This window comes from Anaerolactibacter massiliensis (assembly GCF_900290205.1).
Taxonomy (GTDB): Bacteria; Bacillota_I; Bacilli_A; order Erysipelotrichales; family Erysipelotrichaceae; genus Bulleidia; species Bulleidia intestinalis.
On record NZ_OLMH01000002.1, the window covers coordinates 2,200,478 to 2,216,851 of the forward strand.

General features: G+C 46.3%; 14 protein-coding genes and 1 pseudogene. 3 read left to right on the forward strand and 12 right to left on the reverse strand.

The features are described 5' to 3' along the window. Nucleotides 1-465 precede the first annotated feature (465 nt). The 8 genes and pseudogenes from C7E00_RS13995 to C7E00_RS14025 form a co-directional block, all read right to left on the reverse strand. Nucleotides 466-2,583: an alpha/beta hydrolase family protein gene (locus C7E00_RS13995; RefSeq protein ID WP_105304839.1), complete on the reverse strand. Its 2,118-nt coding sequence runs from the start codon at nt 2,581-2,583 to the stop codon at nt 466-468. A 355-nt stretch (nt 2,584-2,938) separates the two neighbouring features. Continuing rightward, nucleotides 2,939-4,507, reverse strand: coding sequence for an FGGY-family carbohydrate kinase (locus tag C7E00_RS14000; protein WP_105304840.1), 1,569 nt, complete (start codon nt 4,505-4,507; stop codon nt 2,939-2,941). A gap of 102 nt (nt 4,508-4,609) precedes the next feature. Next, complete coding sequence (locus C7E00_RS14005) at nt 4,610-5,203, reverse strand: helix-turn-helix transcriptional regulator (protein WP_239928573.1); 594 nt, start codon at nt 5,201-5,203, stop codon at nt 4,610-4,612. Then, nucleotides 5,204-5,524 (reverse strand): annotated as a pseudogene (locus C7E00_RS16805) (cupin domain-containing protein); the annotation flags it as partial. It lies immediately after the preceding gene. Between the two features lie 326 nt (nt 5,525-5,850). Further along, complete coding sequence (locus tag C7E00_RS14010) at nt 5,851-6,636, reverse strand: YhfC family intramembrane metalloprotease (protein ID WP_105304842.1); 786 nt, start codon at nt 6,634-6,636, stop codon at nt 5,851-5,853. 18 nt (nt 6,637-6,654) lie between these two features. Further along, the gene (locus C7E00_RS14015) at nt 6,655-6,852 is read right to left on the reverse strand and encodes a type II toxin-antitoxin system antitoxin (protein WP_105304843.1); all 198 of its coding nucleotides are present in this window, start codon (nt 6,850-6,852) and stop codon (nt 6,655-6,657) included. Beyond that, nucleotides 6,852-7,829 (reverse strand): SPFH domain-containing protein, encoded by a 978-nt coding sequence (locus tag C7E00_RS14020; protein ID WP_105304844.1) that lies wholly within the window; start codon nt 7,827-7,829, stop codon nt 6,852-6,854. Before C7E00_RS14020 ends, C7E00_RS14015 begins: the two co-directional genes overlap by 1 nt. A 125-nt stretch (nt 7,830-7,954) precedes the next feature. After that, entirely contained in the window at nt 7,955-9,403 is a 1,449-nt protein-coding gene (locus C7E00_RS14025; protein WP_105304845.1) for a S10 family peptidase, read from the reverse strand. Nucleotides 9,404-9,512: 109 nt separating this feature from the next. Between C7E00_RS14025 and C7E00_RS14030 the strand changes: the two genes are divergently transcribed. Then, entirely contained in the window at nt 9,513-10,295 is a 783-nt protein-coding gene (locus C7E00_RS14030) for a beta/alpha barrel domain-containing protein (RefSeq protein WP_105304846.1), read from the forward strand. Nucleotides 10,296-10,402: 107 nt separating this feature from the next. On the opposite strand, the gene cysK is transcribed toward C7E00_RS14030, so the two are convergent. Continuing rightward, complete coding sequence (gene cysK, locus C7E00_RS14035; protein ID WP_105304847.1) at nt 10,403-11,332, reverse strand: cysteine synthase A; 930 nt, start codon at nt 11,330-11,332, stop codon at nt 10,403-10,405. Between the two features lie 450 nt (nt 11,333-11,782). On the opposite strand from cysK, the gene C7E00_RS14040 reads away from it, so the two are divergent. Further along, the gene (locus tag C7E00_RS14040; RefSeq protein ID WP_105304415.1) at nt 11,783-13,111 is read left to right on the forward strand and encodes an IS30 family transposase; all 1,329 of its coding nucleotides are present in this window, start codon (nt 11,783-11,785) and stop codon (nt 13,109-13,111) included. Next, a complete protein-coding gene (locus C7E00_RS14045) occupies nt 13,111-13,452 on the forward strand; it encodes a hypothetical protein (RefSeq protein ID WP_105302609.1) in 342 nt (113 codons plus the stop codon). The genes C7E00_RS14040 and C7E00_RS14045 overlap by 1 nt, the downstream gene beginning before the upstream one ends. 289 nt (nt 13,453-13,741) lie before the next feature. Here C7E00_RS14045 and C7E00_RS14050 read toward each other — a convergent pair whose 3' ends face one another. From C7E00_RS14050 to rplK, 3 genes are all read right to left on the reverse strand, one after another. Beyond that, nucleotides 13,742-14,920: a hypothetical protein gene (locus C7E00_RS14050; RefSeq protein ID WP_105304848.1), complete on the reverse strand. Its 1,179-nt coding sequence runs from the start codon at nt 14,918-14,920 to the stop codon at nt 13,742-13,744. 102 nt (nt 14,921-15,022) lie between these two features. Next, entirely contained in the window at nt 15,023-15,700 is a 678-nt protein-coding gene (rplA, locus tag C7E00_RS14055) for a 50S ribosomal protein L1 (RefSeq protein WP_105304849.1), read from the reverse strand. A 2-nt stretch (nt 15,701-15,702) separates the two neighbouring features. Next, complete coding sequence (gene rplK, locus C7E00_RS14060) at nt 15,703-16,128, reverse strand: 50S ribosomal protein L11 (RefSeq protein WP_105304850.1); 426 nt, start codon at nt 16,126-16,128, stop codon at nt 15,703-15,705. Between the last annotated feature and the right edge of the window lie 246 nt (nt 16,129-16,374).

The following is a 16,374-nucleotide window of genomic DNA, read 5'->3' on the forward strand; positions in this document are numbered from 1 at the left end:
TCACACATTCGAGGATAATCACTGATTCTCGAAGCATATCTATTTCGCGTGTATTTCAGAAAGAAGACTCTGCCGGAAAACAGAATCATGGCAATTTCAATCTCAAATAGCTGAATAAAAGCTATTGATTTTAAAGCCCAGAAATAAAATGCGAATTAATAGGTTCCAAAGATTGCCGTCATTATCTTCATATGCTGATAACATGAGACTTTTTACAATTCTATTTGATAAGCACCGGACGAGAAACAATTTCTTCAAAGGAAATAATGGTCTATTGTTTTGTTTCGTTTAAACACTTCATCCTTGCGTCATTCGCATGGATCAATTCGACTCAGAAGTGTTCTTCCTAATTTTCCGGATGAATATGACTTCTTCAATCCGGTGCTAGCAATTCTTTATATGATTGGCTTTATTGATACAGATTCTGTCAAATCCCTTTATCTGATTGTCATGCTATCTTTTATATCATGCTCCGAAGAACACACCGATCCAATTCTGCGGGACATAATTTGCATTCAAGCCTGATACGCTCACTAGCATCCAAGCCATAAGGAACATCGATGCGAACGTTCCAATCCAAACGTTGTTAGTCATTTGGAAAGCTCTCCGATTAACAAGTGTCATCAATGGCATAAAGAGAATTGCACCATATGTCAGCATGAAAGATGAAATGGAAGATGTTCTTGTTCCAGAGTAATCCAGCGCAACTGAAACACAGCAAAGAAGATAAACCCCAGCAATATTAATCAAAACTGTTAATAAGACATCTAGCCATTTTGGTTTTCCAAGCATAAGTGAATTCGATAAGAAATTCGTAGCAATATTTGAAGCAAGCATGAAAGGGAAGATAAGAATGCAGTATCTAGCAGCATAAACCCAGTATTCAACCTTCATGCTTTCAAATGCGACTTGCCAGAATCTAAAATCCTGAAGAAATAGATACTGGATTACCGAAAATGCAAGATACCCAAATCCAATAAATACTAATGAAGAATAAAGAGATCTCCCAATTGCTCCGCCTCCTATCCAAACGTTATTTGAGAAGAAATCTTTTAAAGATCTCCATCCTTTAGTCATAATGCAATATATAACTACTAAGATTGCGCCCATGACCGCAAGCCATTCAACAAACTGAATTGGTGCCCAGCATGTTATCATCAGCGGGAAAAATGTGCTCCATTTATGATTAATTAAAGGATGACGCCCATTTACTAGATAAATGGCGAGGGCATTCAGCAGTACCGTTCCAATTCCAATAACTAAATTTACTTTATTGTTTTTCTGGCCTGAATATGCAGTTAAATGATCCCCAGAAAGTGCGGCAGCTACTGCTGTATTTTCCAGAATAGAGATAATAGGGAATAATGACAGAACCATCGCAATAAGAGATATGCCGTTAAATATTTCTCTAGCAACAAAATGGATGGAAGAGTCTGATGTGTACAATACGTCAGAATTATGATGAAGGGTCTGATTAAAGAAATCTATTGCCATTGCTGTTGTATGCTTGGAAAAGAAGTTTTTGGAGTGTGTCTCTCCAGTCTGCATAGCAACGCGCAAATTTCGATGATCAATAGCGTCCTCAAGTGCAGGATCAGAATTGACAGTATCCTTCCTAAAGTTTCCGATTACTTTGCTAGTGCCAGATAAGTCGTCAATTCTGTAATACCCACCCTGAGCTACGTTTTCTGAGAGTGGAATGTACCATGCATTCTTCAGCTCATCAGAATTGTTGTATGGAACATAGCCAAAATCGTATGAACCATTAATGATTCCCAGATTTGTCTGGCAGCTTCTTGTCACTTCATATCCTGCAACCAGCACTGTTTGAGTTGGGTTAACGTATTGCGCCTGAGATCCGACCAAAAGTATTGATTTAATCCGTGTTTCATACAGCTGTTCGGCCTGCGCCGCAAGGTCTTCATAATATTGAAGCTGATCCGATGACAGTTTCTGTTTTGCAAGATCATCTGCATCCTCTTCAAGTTCATCCTTGTTGAAAGTAATCCCGAGTTTATCATGCAATATGTTCAATTTAAGGTCGTTAATTGTATAGTATCCGCAGTCCATCAATGCAGCGTAGCCTGTCCGACGTGATCCTTGCGAATGACCGGTTACGCCTATATTATCCTGATCAACATACTCGACCGTTCTTAAGTAGTTGACCGCATCCAAGGTCCCCATTGGAGTACCGAAGATATTGTATTCTTTAATTCCTTGGTCATTTTCATTGTTCACTGGAGTTTCACTTGTACTAGAGCCATAAGGGTTGAGATTAAAAACGACATAGCCGGCCTTAGCAAGTTCCTCCGCATAACTTCTCATGGAGTAGTTAATCACGCCTGCCCCTGGAACCACGACAACAGCAGGAAGTTTCTCTTCATCGGAAATATATGCAGGATAGTATAATTCGCCTGTAAGCGCAGCCCCACGAGGATCAATTGAGATCTTTTCTATCTTAATCTTTCCGAAGTCAGAAGAAATCATTTGAGCAATACAGCTAGATACTAATATAACAGTAACCAGTATTGCCAGAATTCGCTTGCTACCGCTGGTGGTTTTAATATCAAATTGTTTTTTCATAATACTTTCCCTTTCAGATTAGCTACATACTGATTAAAGCAATGTTGCATTAAAAACGATAATTCCGTGCTCCTTTCTATTTGCTTCGAGTAATCCAGGATTATTTGATCGATCAAATGTCATTCATAATATAGTGTTAACATGCATGCCAGATAAAGAAGTCTAATGCCAAAATATAGACTATTATTGTCATCGTGTTTACGCTTATGGATAATACTCCAAGACTATTGGACTGTTTTTTTCTGATCTCTCCTCATAAGTTATTCTTTGTTTTAGTATCAGCACTTTTATTAATGCTTTTCCGGTTTCTTGCAATTTCCAATACAGGCAGAAATATTGGTACGAAAAGTGCTCCTTATCTTTTCTTATTATTCAGAAACCTGTCAGTCCCTTTCCTGGCTGTTTCCCCCTCTTCTAATACCTTCTTTTCCACCTCGAGTGCCTGTTCAAAATGTGAAAGGTATTCTGAGAACTCTATTGTTATTTCCGGATCACTCTTAATTACTTTTTCATCGCAATCTGCAAACGCTGCATGTTCAAGCCATTCCTGAAGCGACTCGTTGCTTTGCTTTGTTGCCATATAAGCCGCAAGAAGTGCCATTCCATACGGGCCGCCTTCTCCAGCTGTTCTCATAGTAGAAACTGGGGTTTGCAAAGCACTGGCAAGATATAGATTCATAACGCCATCTGTTTTAAAAATGCCGCCATGTGCCGTCAATCTGTTTAACACAACATTTTCTTCTTTGAGGATTCTCATTCCAATTGCCAGTGTCGCAATCGAAGAAAACAGATGCGCTCTCATGAATTGTGATAGCTGTAGAGAGCTCCCTGGGTCACGTATGATCAGAGGAAACCCAGAGTTAATATGTGTAACTCCCTCACCAACCGTATAATTCAGAATGCTGATTGGCGGATAATTCCCCTTCATGCTGCAATGATAAAGATCTTCAAATAGCTTTGAATTCTCTATTTCTATTCCCTCAAGCTTTAGAAGCTCTTTAAATAGTGAAATCCATTGATTTGTTTCGGTAGTGCAATTATTGCAATGGACCATGGCAACAGGATTACCAGCAGGAGTAGCAACTACATCAATTTCAGAATGAACCTTCTTTAATGGATGGTCCATTACTGCCATCAGAAAAATAGACGTACCACCGGATACATTTCCTGTTTCAGGGATCACTGAATTTGTAGCAACCATCCCTGTCCCAGCATCCCCTTCGCAAGGTGCCAGAGGGATTCCTTCCCTCAGCATTCCACCTGTAATTGCACTACCTCTCTTGGTGATCCTTCCCGCATATTCTCCTGCAACTAACACTTCCGGAAGCAATGACTCCACTGGCAGGTCTAAAGCTGAGACCTCATTGAATTTTTTCAGCATCTCCTCGTTGTAACCATGTTTCTCGCCATCAACCGGAAACATTCCTGAGGCTTCTCCGATCCCTACAGCATTTACTCCCGTCAGCAAGTAATGCATATATCCAGATAGCGTAGTGATATGGCGAATACGCGGAACATGTTCTTCATTATTCAGAATTGCCTGATACAAATGAGCGATACTCCATCTCTGAGGAACATTGAACTGAAATAGATCCGTGAGCTTTTCTGCAGCTTCTTCGGTTATAGTATTCTGCCATGTCCGAAATGGTGTCAGCAGATTCCAATTCTCATCAAAAGCTAGATATCCATGCATCATTCCAGAGACCCCCAGTGCAGCGATTCTGTCCAGACCATTTAAATGATTCAAGACATCCTTAAAGCCAAGCAAAGCTTCTGATAAGTCATAAGTCCAGATATGATTGACTATTTCGCTTTTCCATTCATATCCAGCATTAGAGATAACTTCCAGATGATTGTCAAGAACCGTTCCCTTTATCCGTGTTGAGCCGAATTCGACTCCCAGATAGCAGCTGTTCTCTATCATAAAATTCCTTCTTTTCTTTTTCCTGCAGGTTTATCTACTAATACTGTAGAACCATGAGCGCAGCCGAAAAGAAGGTTTTTGACTTGAATCGGACAATTATTGTCAAAGCAGAACAGAATTTCCTAGCGTAGGGTCAAACATCTGATCCGCAGGATTATCAGTTCTCAGATTCATTGAATAATCAGCCGGAAGATCGCGAGGAGAATAACCGGTTAAATCTTTGAATACGCGATTGAAATTTCTGAGTGTATTAAAGCCGCTCATCACAAATACTTCTGAGATCGTATACTTTCCGCTGCGAAGATTTGTGATGCTCTTTGATATTCTGATACAGTTCAGATACTGAGAAAAAGTCATCCCTGAAATCTTATGAAACATTCTGGAAAAATAGGCTTCTGACATATGCATGTAATCTGCAGCCTGTTCAAACGTGATCGTGTCATATTCCTCTTCAATTTTTCCCAGGAGCCGTTTGTATTTCTGCATGATTGCTGAGTCATCCGCCTGGACTTCGCAGATGCTTTCATGGCGGAATATACTGATCAGCACTTCTGTTGCAACTGCATTCACTTCGGCAACATAGAATTTCTGCTTATCATGCAGTTCCTCTTTTATCTCATAAAGCTTCCTGGCAATCCCGCATCGATCCTCAAAGACAGGATATGAAAGCATATGCTTGTCTGCAATGCTTCTCATCAATTCCAGCTTGAAAATACCAACAAGAAGTACAGCATCTTCGGTCGATTCAATATGATGAATCTGAGCACTATAAACAAAAGCGCACATTCCTCTGGAAAGATTATACGTTTGGCTTCCAATGGAAATGACAGCAGTTCCCGACATGCATTCAATCAGTTCCGCGTCGCTGTGCCAATGTGAAATATTATGAAGATTTCTATATTCTCCAACCCAGGCTACCGTTCCATCCGGATAGCAGCGATTTTCATATCTCGCAAGCATCAGTTCTTCCTCTCTGAGAATACTTCGCCCTTTTATACAATGGTTTCTGCTTCGCATGATTCCTGCTGAATAAGGCTACTTATATTTTAGCTCAAAGTTTACTGACCGATGCTTATTCCAAAACGGTTCTTCTAAATAATGCTGATTTGCGCCCGCAAACCGAAACCAATCATTCATTATTGATCCCTGATTCTGATACAGGCGGTCCGCCAGTATCCCCTGCATATCCCAATCCCACAGGGAATGGAAGCTCTTTATTATGGGATCTATCTGCTATCTTTGTCGGAATCGGATAGCCGCCGACCAAATCTGCCGCAGCAATCGCATATAGCTCTTTCCAGCAATTACTGTCTTTTACTTATTCGTTGTAATTCATGCTCGCTTCAGCATTCCTTTTCCCATACCTTCTGTACATAGAAGGCAGTCAGAAGCGCCATGATCAGAATCCCGATCTCAGCCAGCCACACCGGACCGGCACTGCCCATGAACACAGAAAGGAAGTCAGCCCCGAAATGAATCAGATAAGCCGCAAGCAGATATCTGTTCCCATTTTTTCCCATCCGCACAGAAGCAGCCACAAGAACCGACAGCGAGATCTGCAGAATCAATGCGGAAATCCGTTCCATCAGGCTGAACAGATACATCCAGGCAGGCGTCTCTGCCAGCTGGGCAAACAGATTCTGCATCTGAGCAGTCTGCGCACTCGTGAGCCCGGCAAGCAGTTCTGCCTCAGTTCCAGAATTGATCGCCTTGGCATATACGAGATTCGTGATCATTCCGATCGTCAGAATTGTGAATACTTCAGCACCGCCATGCCCGGCTCCGTACATCCAGGAATTCCAAGGATGGTCCAGATTCTTCTTCAGAACCTTTGAGAAGGCAAGCCTTCTTCCGGTTTCTTCAAACAAAGCTGCCATCACCGCCCCGTACAGTGCCATCATTCCGGCAGAACTCCGGATCACTGTTCCGATTGATGAACTCAGCACCAGTGAATGAACTATCTGTTCCAGGACATTGGCAAACAGCAGGAAAACAATCCAGCCCGCAAAGAACGGCTTCAGATCGCAATGTTTCTTCTTTCTGAGCAGGACGACCAGCACCACGGGAATCAGAATTCCCATCGCGGCATCGATGCCCATCATGAACATGGATGCAGAGGATACCTTCATGCAATTTCCCTCATTTCTTCACTTGATATCCAGCTTTGGCGGGACATCAATCTCTTTCCCCACATAAGCCCCGTTCTTCTTCCTCTGCTTCACGCATTCTGTCAGAAGATATTCGATCTGTCCGTTGATCGAGCGGAAATCATCTTCTGCCCACTGCGCAATGGCATCATACAGCTGCGGTGAAAGACGAAGCGGTACCTGTTTCTTCTCAGCCATCAATACAGACTTCCGGAATTCACGACTGGCTGGGCATCATGATTCCCGCACAGAACGACCAGCAGGTTGGAAACCATTGCGGCTTTGCGCTCGTCATCCAGTTCTACCGTCTGATTCTTCTGCAGACGATCTAGCGCCATCTCCACCATGCCGACGGCACCATCCACGATCATCTTTCGTGCATCGATGATCGCACTTGCCTGCTGTCTCTGCAGCATGACTGCGGCAATCTCAGGTGCGTAGGCAAGATAGGTGATCCGTGCATCCAGAACCTCAATCCCGGCTTCACTCACCCGCTTCTGAATCTCCTGGCGGATCCGCTCTGCCACAACCGTACTCGATCCCCTCAGAGATCCATCATCTGGCTGACCATCTCCGGTCGTATCGATATTCGGTGCCACATCATACGGATAAAGACGGACAATATCACGCAATGCAGTATCGCACATCAGCGACAGGAATTCCTTATAGTTATCTACCCGGAATACCGCCTTGGCAGTATCCTTCACCTGCCACGTCACGGCAATGCCGATTTCTACCGGATTGCCAAGTACATCATTGATCTTCTGACGGGCATTATTCAGCGTCATGACCTTCAGAGAAATCTTCTTTGAGACTCCTTCCATGCCATTTCCTCTTGCAAAAGGAAGTTCGCTCTTCACATCGCCGCTCTGATTCAGCGAAGTTCTCGCAGCTGGATTCACCGACTGGCAGAAAGGATTCACGAAATAGAATCCCTCTCCTTTCAGCGTACCGAAATACTTTCCGAACAGCGTCAGAACCAGTGCCTCCTGCGGCTTCAGAATCTTCAGCCCCATGAATCCGATCCAGCCAGCGCACATCCATACCATGGCAAGTACAGACAGGATTTCATTGGTTTCCGCAGTCAATCCAAGAACCGCCAGCACATACAGGACAATCAGAATCACGCATACCGCAAGTCCGTTTTTCTTTCCTTTCAGAACAATCTCTTCCATAACAGCATCTCCTTTGTGATATCAAAATAATATCATTTAGATATTCCGTCAAGACGGTTTCTGAATCTTTCTTCCCTTTTCTGCAGAAGAAAAGCCGGCACCGCAGCACCAGCTTTACTGAGTACTTATCTCGTCGGATCCTTGCCGAGAATGAACTGATGCACATCCGTGAGAAGTGCTTTCACATTCTCTTCGCCGAGATAGATCATATGCCCGCTCGGATACCCTTTAACATAGACCCGGTCTTTCGGCAGGCCGGCATGATCCAGCGTATGGAAGACATACCCGAACTCCGTGCAGAGATCAAACCATCCATTTGCGAAGAACGTCCGCATGCCAGGTCTTCTCGTCATCGCATTGCGCAGCTGCTCTGCCGTCGTGCCTGCCGGGGTCACATTATTCCAGTTCTTCCAGCCGAGCGTCGACATGATATAGCCGCGATCCAGAGTGATATTCAGACCAGGCAGAATATCTCCCGTCAATGCGGCATAGAAATAGGCATCATAGCGATCCGCAGTCGCATCATCCCATAATGCTTTCTTCTCTTCATCGACAGCCGGAGAAAGCAATGGTCTGGTCACACGGCCATCATAGCGGGAAACTGCCTTCCCTTCTTTCTTCAGCACTTCCTGACGGTACGTATCATCATCGATCTTCAGCCCGTTGCGCAGCAGATACTCTCTCGAGACACCCGTATAGTAGGAAACCCTCTCGATGATATGTTCTTTCTCCGCTTCGCTCAGCGATTCTCCGCGATACAATGCAAGCACATACTCCGTATCCGCAAACGCCTTGGCCTCCTTCACGAACTCCTCGACCGTCTGATCGGTCGGATGATGGTGGAACCAGTTGACCCCGGCATACGTCGGAAAGCCGAGCACACTCGGCTCTACCGGAATGCCTTCTGCAAAATACTTGCCGACCGTCACCGTATTGCCGATCATCACGATGCCGTCAAATGCAATGCCGTATTCCCGTTCCTTTCCGCCGGTTGCGGCGATGCCGGCAGCCGTCGCGCTCCTGGTGCACCCATAGCTCTCACCGACCAGATATTTCGGAGACAGACCGCGGTTATACCGCTTCGTCCATGCCTCAATGAAGGTCAGCAGTGCTTCCGCATCTTCTTCAATGCCATAGAACGTCTTGCTTTCAGACTCATCAATCAGAACCCCGTAACCTGTTCCGACCGGATCGACAAAGACGAGATCCGCATCGTCCAGCGGGCAGTCAGGATTGTCGATGACCTTCCATGGTCCGAAGGCAGTCGGACGGTCTGGTTCCCCATAGACCATGCGTCTTGGCCCCATGAATCCGGCATGCACATAGACACAGGAGCTGCCCGGGCCGCCGTTATAGCAGAAAATAACCGGACGTTCTTTCTGGTTTTCAGCATCCTTGCGGAAATATGAATAGGAGAAGATCGAGGCAATCGGCTTTCCTTCCTTGTTGTAGAAGACATTATCCTCGCAGACCGTATGGTATGGAATTTCTGTTCCATGCAGGGTGATCACATGATCGGATTCGAATCTCTTCGGAGTGAAATTATCCTGCCGGAAGCTTTCGGTATACAGCATCACAGTTCCTCCTTATATGGTGACAATAGTACACCTTTTCCATTCCGTGAGGTACGTTGACAATCTGTTTTCCTGCTTCTACAGTGAGCTGTGAAAAGAGGACAGATCCATGAATGATTCTGAAGAACTCCTGCATCGCCTTGCCGGCATCGGCATTCTGCCTGTCTGCAGCATCTCTTCTTCCAAAGAAGCGGTATCGCTTGCCGGCGCCTTATGCAGAGGCGGTATCCCGGTTCTGATTCTGAAAGATGTCCCGGAAGAAGTATTCTCTGCAATCCGCAGGACCTATCCGGATATGATGCTCGGCAGCACGGATCCCATACATCCAGAGTTCTTCCTGTCGGAACAGGATCATACCCTTACAGTTCAGGGAAGAGCCTTCCGAGTACTTCCTTCCGGTATGATTCCATGGGGCAATGCAGTTCCATCCGAACCGGAGCACAGTTTCTTCAGACTTCTGAATCAGCCTGCATACTTCGGGATCCTGTCTGCGGACCTTACTGCGGATCCTGAGTCTGCAGAAGCAGCTGCCAGAACTGCGGTTCATGAAATGCTCGGTCTTCATATCAGCCATATCGGCATCAACTGTTCCGAAGAAGAAGGAGAGCAAACTGCTGAGCAGTTTGCAGATCTCTTCCTCGGCACGGTATCTGCAACCGGCATCGGCTATTTCGGAAGTCCGATGGCAGAGATCATGGTAAGGAACCATCCTGGCATGCATGGTCATATCGGAATCGGGGTCCATTCCGCAGACCGCGCGCTTGCATACTACCGGGCGCTCGGCTATGCATTCATTGATCAGACTGCAGTCTATGAGCCTTCCGGTGAACTTGCCAGAATCTACTTCCGTGATCCGATCGGAGACTTTGCAATCCATCTGATGAAAGACTGATGAGCCGTATTTATGCAGGCCCGTTCTGTGATATGCAGAAAGCTCGCGATTCAGCGAGCTTTCTGATCATGTACTGATGAAGATGAGTGAGGAAGAAGCAGTTCTGCTCAGTCCGCAAACAAAGTAGTGGAAAGATAGCGGTCACCGGAATCAGGCAGAAGCACCACGATGGTCTTTCCCTTGTTCTCCGGTTTCTTCGCTTCTTCAATCCCGGCATATAATGCAGCTCCGGAAGAGATGCCAGCCAGGATTCCTTCTGTGGTTCCGAGCAGCCTTCCGTATTCAAATGCCTTCTCGTTATCCACATCCTGGGTCTCATCATAGATTGAAGTATCCAGCACATCCGGAATAAAGCCTGCACCGATGCCCTGGATCTTATGCGGTCCTGCCGGCTTTCCATTCAGCACTGCCGAAGCAGATGGCTCTACTGCAACTACTTTCACAGAAGGCTTCTTCTCTTTCAGATACTTGCCGGTTCCGGTGATGGTTCCGCCCGTGCCGATGCCGGCAATGAAAATATCTACAGTTCCATCCGTATCCTTCCAGATTTCAGGTCCGGTTGTATCATAATGTGCTTTCCAGTTGGACGGATTGACGAACTGTCCCGGGATCCAGGAATCCTTGATCTCCGCATGAAGTTCATCTGCTTTGGCAATGGCTCCCTTCATTCCCTTAGCACCATCAGAAAGAACAACTTCAGCTCCATATGCCTTCATGAGCTTCACGCGCTCCGGCGACATCGTCGATGGCATGACGATGATGATGCGGTATCCCTTCACTGTCGCAACCATCGATAAGCCGATGCCGGTATTGCCCGAGGTCGGTTCAATGATCGTGGTGCCTTTCTTCAGAATTCCTTCTTTTTCTGCATCTTCAATCATGCGGCGGGCAATGCGATCTTTGACGCTGCCAGCAGGGTTGAAGCTTTCTGTCTTCACCAGCAGATGCGCCTGCAGATGGAATTTCTCTTCCAGGTGATGCACTTCGATGAGCGGGGTGTTTCCGGTTAATTCTGCGATTGAATTGTAGATTTTCATTATGATTTCTCCTTCTCTTTTTCTTCTGCCGCAAACATCACTGCCTGCGGTGCGTCACCTGGATGAACATCATAAAACCGGGCCAGCAGAGTGCCCGGTGCAGATTTTTCCATGAAAGATGCCCGCAAGAAACAGAGTCAAGCATAAACAGGAAAAGACGCACCGCAGGCGGTACAGATGCATGCATGACAGTAACAGAAGTACTGATGTGCCATTTCCTGTTTCTCCTTTGTCCATAATTCTATCCGATTTCTTTTCCCATGCAAGCAGAATGATTCAGTTTTCCTTCTTCACTTGTAAAAGTTAACGCAACCCCAGTATTGCATTAAGTATGTCTGAACAAGAAGTTATAAAGGGCTTGCATTAAGTAGATCTGAAACGGTTCTTCCTTTATCATTTAGATATCAGCCAGATTACTGCCATCTAACGATAGAACTGGAGGAACTGTCTATGGCAGCTTATCGTCGTTTTGATCTGGATAAGCGTATTACGCTTCAGAAGAATCTCTCTGATGGTCTTTCCTTTGCAAAAATAGCTGATGAACTCGGAATGTCTGCTTCTTCTGTTGGCAGAGAAGTAAAGCAGTATCGCACGCTCGTAAACACTTACGGAGTCGGACATACCAACAGATGTATTCATCGCCGGGATTGTTCAATATCCGGAATCTGTCCTGGTCAGTCAGGTATCTGCAGAGACAAGAAATGCAATCATTGCAGAAAACAGAACTGCAATCAGGCATGCAGCAGCTACGGAGAAGAAGTCTGCAGGAAGCTGGATTCACCGCCATATGTATGCAATCAGTGCATAAAGAAGAAGTACTGTCCTCTGAAAAAGTACATGTATTATGCCGATCAAGCGGACAAGAAAGCCAGAGAAATCCGCAAGGAGTCTCGTTCTGGTCTCACATTGACCGAGGACGAGGTGAAGGAGATTGATACTCTTCTATCAGATCGTCTGAAAATGGGGCAGTCAGTCCATCATATCTTTGTCGATGAGCCGGACGTTTTCACCATCAGCGAAAAGCAGGCCTACAATCTGATCAATCAGGGTCTGATCTCCGCAAGACCGATTGATCTTCCCCGTGCCGTGCGCATGAAGCCTCGCAGTAAAAAGGCACAGATCGTCAAAGTTGACAAGAAGTGCCGGATCGGAAGAACCTATGAAGACTATCTGAAATTCATGGAAGAACACCCGGATTTTTCTGTTCTGCAGGGTGACAGCGTAGAAGGAAAAAAGGGAGGAAAATGCATTCTGACACTTACATGGGCGAACTGGGACTTCCAGATTGCCTTTCTCAGAGACCATAACAATTCGGCATCTGTTACATCAATTGTCAATCATCTGTATGAATCTCTTGGTGCGGAACTATTCCAGAAAGTGATGCCAGCTGTATGGCTTCTGGATAATGGATCAGAATTTTCCAATCCGTCAGAAATTGAGAAGTTCGGTGTCTATGTGTTCTACTGCGATCCTGGTGCTCCATACCAGAAGCCTAACTGTGAGAATACGCATTCCGTCTTCCGCAGAATCATTCCGAAGGGACATTCATTCAATGATCTGGACCAGGATTTCTTCGATCTTGCGTTCAGTCATACAAATTCGCTGCGCAGGAAGAAGCTGAATGACCACACTCCCTATGAAATGTTCTCGTTTGCCTATGGCGATGACATTGCGGAAAAGTGTTTCCGCATTCATCAGATCCAGGGAAAGGATGTAATTCTGGACCCTTCCCTTGTCAGAATTTATCGTGACTCCAGAAGAAAGGAAGGCATCGAGTAATGAAATACACCGTAAGCCTTCCTGAGATCACCAAAGTCATAATGACGAATGCTCCGCAGGAATTGCCTGGAGACGAGAAGGAATCTCTTGTTAGCATCTACATCCAGGACTGCACCGCTCATATCGACTTTTACATCATGAGCTGGCACAGAGAGAGCGGCTGCTTTTTCGCTCTTGTAGATCCTCTTCCTGATCCGCAGGTTCTCGATCTCGAATACGTCAGCTTCTCGTTTCTCAGGGATCATGATCTCTTCTACTCCGTTTATCCAAAGAAGAAACGTCCTCGGTACAAGAAGATTTATAACCGTATTCTACCGATGAAGTATGAGATTCCCTCATAATCATCTGACCGGCACCTCCAATCACTAAGCACTGAAATCATGGCAGGTTCTGGCTGAGCATCCGTCATTATTCCCCGTTGCGCTGACCGTGTCTGAATTTTATCGGCACAGCAGGGCAGGTTTTACTGCGCTTAAATTGTAACGTATTTGAACACTTTTCCTATCATTTCAGGCAGAAAATCCATAGAAAAGAGACCGGAATTACTTCAGAACCGGTCTCTCACTATTCCTTGTCACACACAGCTTGCGATAACTTCGTAAAACTTGCGTTCAGTTTTTCAATTCACCTTCAGTTTTCCTTCGCCGAAGGATTCAGATAATTTCCCTTCAGAGAAATCTTTCTGGTATGGGCATTTGCCTGCGAGAGCAGATGCAGGAACTGATCCTGCTGTCCTTCCCCAAGCTGAATTCCATGTCCGCCCCGGATTCCGTTGAGAGCCTGACTGGCATCGCCGAGGGCAAGATAATACCAGGTCTCATGAAGCAGAGACGAGGGATCCTCTTTCGGAAGATTCGTCATGAAGAACATTCTCAGAGCCTGATAGGATGGTTCTGATGAAGGATATCCATCTCTTGAAGTCTGCTCAATCTCACTTCTGCCAGGATGTGCATATTCAAGATCAGGGCGCTCTTCCATAAGCTTGCGCATCTTCGGGCTGAGGGAGCGATCAGCGATCATTCCCTTCTGATCTGCATACTGCAGGTACTGATCTGGAATCGCATGGAAGATGTCCATGGCTTCTGCCTGGTCGTACTTTGTTCCATAAAGTTCTGCAAGTACTGATTCCGGTGCCATGCACATCGTATAGTTCAGAAACGAAAGACAGCTGAACATCCAGGACACTTTCTTCCGCAGCGTCATGAATGCCTCATCTGCTGCTTCTTTCCAGGCTTCCTTCACGTCTTCCGGGACAAGAATCTGATCCGTCTGGCTGATGGCAATATAATGGGGATTCAGTGCCGCAAACAGGAACAGCTCCTCCTGGCTTGGGATGAAGGGCTTCCGCATGGCTTGTTCAAATGCAGCAATACTCTCATCCGGAACACAGAGAAAGTTCTTCTGAACTTCTTCTCTGCTGCGCAGTTTCCTGCTGATCTGTCTGGCAACATCTTTTCCAGGTCCTTCCGGGGTCAGTCCGAGTTTCTTCGCTTCTTCCCTCAGTTCTTTCGGGGAATACGACGCAGCGAGAGTATCTGCCATGCGCGGCACGATGATCTGCCGCTGGCTGCGGATATTCGAAACCGCATGATGCAATGCGGTGAGCTGCTCTTCTTCGCTCAGCGGCCGGCTGCCGCCGGAGATTGTCATTTCCTGCATGGCAAGGGCCGTCATCATCGTGCTGTATGCACGCTCTTCACTGCCAAGATCCCGGGCTAATTCTTCCAGGAACTGATGAAAGGATTCATCCTGTTCTTCCTGCTCGCGGATCAGCTGCCGCATGGATTTTCCTGTCTGTTCTGTTTCCATCTGTTTTTCCTCGCCTGTTCATTCTACAAAGAAACGATGTCCCGGGCAATTGCAATGAATCCACAATAAAAGAGCGGGGATACCGCTCTTTCATGTTTCCGATTACTCAATCGTGACTTTGACGCCCGGACCCATAGTGGTGGAAACCGTAACGCCCTTCATGTAGATACCCTTGACCGTCTGCGGACGAACCTTGGTCAGCTGGTCATAGAGTGCCTTGAAGTTCTGTGCGAGTGCTTCATCAGAGAAGGAGCACTTGCCGATCAGTACGTTGACATTGCCGTCCTTATCGACACGGTACTCAACTTTACCTTTCTTGATTTCCTCAATTGCCTGAGCAACATTCATCGTGACCGTTCCGGTCTTCGGATTCGGCATCAGTCCCTTCGGGCCGAGCAGTTTTCCGAGACGGCCGAGCTGGCCCATCATATCCGGAGTAGCGACGATGATATCGAAGTCGAACCAGCCGTTCTTGATCTGGTCGAGCATATCCTGTCCGCCGACATAATCAGCACCTGCGTTCTTTGCTTCTTCAACCTTCGGGCCCTGAGTGATGACCAGAACTCTCTGGGAACGGCCTGTGCCATTCGGAAGAACCATAGCACCGCGGATATTCTGATCTGCCTGCTTCGGATCGACATTCAGGCTGAAGCTTGCTTCAACGGAAGAATCGAACGTCGTGCAGGAAGTCTTCTTTGCGAGTGCAACTGCTTCTGCATACGGATAAGTCTTGGTGCTGTCGATCATGGCAGCTGCTGCTTTATACTTTTTTCCTGCCATGATTACTTAGCCTCCCAGCCTTCGATGGTGATGCCCATATTGCGAGCAGTACCAGCGACGATGCGCATTGCTGCGTCAACATCGTTTGCGTTCAGATCCGGCATCTTGTACTCAGCGATTTCCTTGAGCTGAGCAGCAGTGATCTTTCCTGCCTTGACAGCCTTCGGGGAACCGGATGCCTTGTCAATGCCTGCAGCCTTCTTCAGAAGAACCGCTGCCGGTGTGGTCTTGATTACGAAATCAAAGCTCTTGTCTTCGTAAGCAGTGATGATGACCGGAACAATGTCGCCCTTGCGATCCTTGGTCTTGTCATTGAACTCGGTGCAGAACTTCGGCATGTTGATGCCGGCCGAAGCCAGAGCAGGTCCTGGTTTAGCGCCGCCTGCCGGGAACTGAAGCTTGCAGATTTTTGCAACTTTCTTTGCCATGTGGCTACCTCCTTGAAAGATATTCACATGCAGTGGTCTTACGGATCGCTGCGTATCCTCCCACGCATATGTCTGCGCGCATAAAAAATCGCGTGCTCCATAATAATAGTAAGAAAGGGGTGCTACGTCAACAGAAAATCGCATGATTCTGCGGTTTTCCGGTTCAAGATCACACCCTTTATTACCATGAATCAGTAATTCCTATGCAGCATTTTTTCAGCACGTATTCTGAAGAAAGATCATTCG

Bases quoted from the DNA above. Each gene is read 5' to 3' on its own strand.
- C7E00_RS14020 (WP_105304844.1), bottom strand. From the start codon at position 7,829: ATGGAAGAGATTGTTCTGAAAGGAAAGAAAAACGGACTTGCGGTATGC.
- C7E00_RS14005 (WP_239928573.1), bottom strand. From the start codon at position 5,203: ATGAGAAGCATTGCAGACAAGCATATGCTTTCATATCCTGTCTTTGAG.
- C7E00_RS14015 (WP_105304843.1), bottom strand. From the start codon at position 6,852: ATGGCTGAGAAGAAACAGGTACCGCTTCGTCTTTCACCGCAGCTGTAT.
- rplA (WP_105304849.1), bottom strand. From the start codon at position 15,700: ATGGCAGGAAAAAAGTATAAAGCAGCAGCTGCCATGATCGACAGCACC.
- C7E00_RS14045 (WP_105302609.1), top strand. From the start codon at position 13,111: ATGAAATACACCGTAAGCCTTCCTGAGATCACCAAAGTCATAATGACG.
- C7E00_RS14010 (WP_105304842.1), bottom strand. From the start codon at position 6,636: ATGAAGGTATCCTCTGCATCCATGTTCATGATGGGCATCGATGCCGCG.
- C7E00_RS14040 (WP_105304415.1), top strand. From the start codon at position 11,783: ATGGCAGCTTATCGTCGTTTTGATCTGGATAAGCGTATTACGCTTCAG.
- C7E00_RS13995 (WP_105304839.1), bottom strand. From the start codon at position 2,583: ATGAAAAAACAATTTGATATTAAAACCACCAGCGGTAGCAAGCGAATT.
- C7E00_RS14025 (WP_105304845.1), bottom strand. From the start codon at position 9,403: ATGCTGTATACCGAAAGCTTCCGGCAGGATAATTTCACTCCGAAGAGA.
- rplK (WP_105304850.1), bottom strand. From the start codon at position 16,128: ATGGCAAAGAAAGTTGCAAAAATCTGCAAGCTTCAGTTCCCGGCAGGC.
- C7E00_RS14030 (WP_105304846.1), top strand. From the start codon at position 9,513: ATGAATGATTCTGAAGAACTCCTGCATCGCCTTGCCGGCATCGGCATT.
- C7E00_RS14050 (WP_105304848.1), bottom strand. From the start codon at position 14,920: ATGGAAACAGAACAGACAGGAAAATCCATGCGGCAGCTGATCCGCGAG.
- C7E00_RS14000 (WP_105304840.1), bottom strand. From the start codon at position 4,507: ATGATAGAGAACAGCTGCTATCTGGGAGTCGAATTCGGCTCAACACGG.
- cysK (WP_105304847.1), bottom strand. From the start codon at position 11,332: ATGAAAATCTACAATTCAATCGCAGAATTAACCGGAAACACCCCGCTC.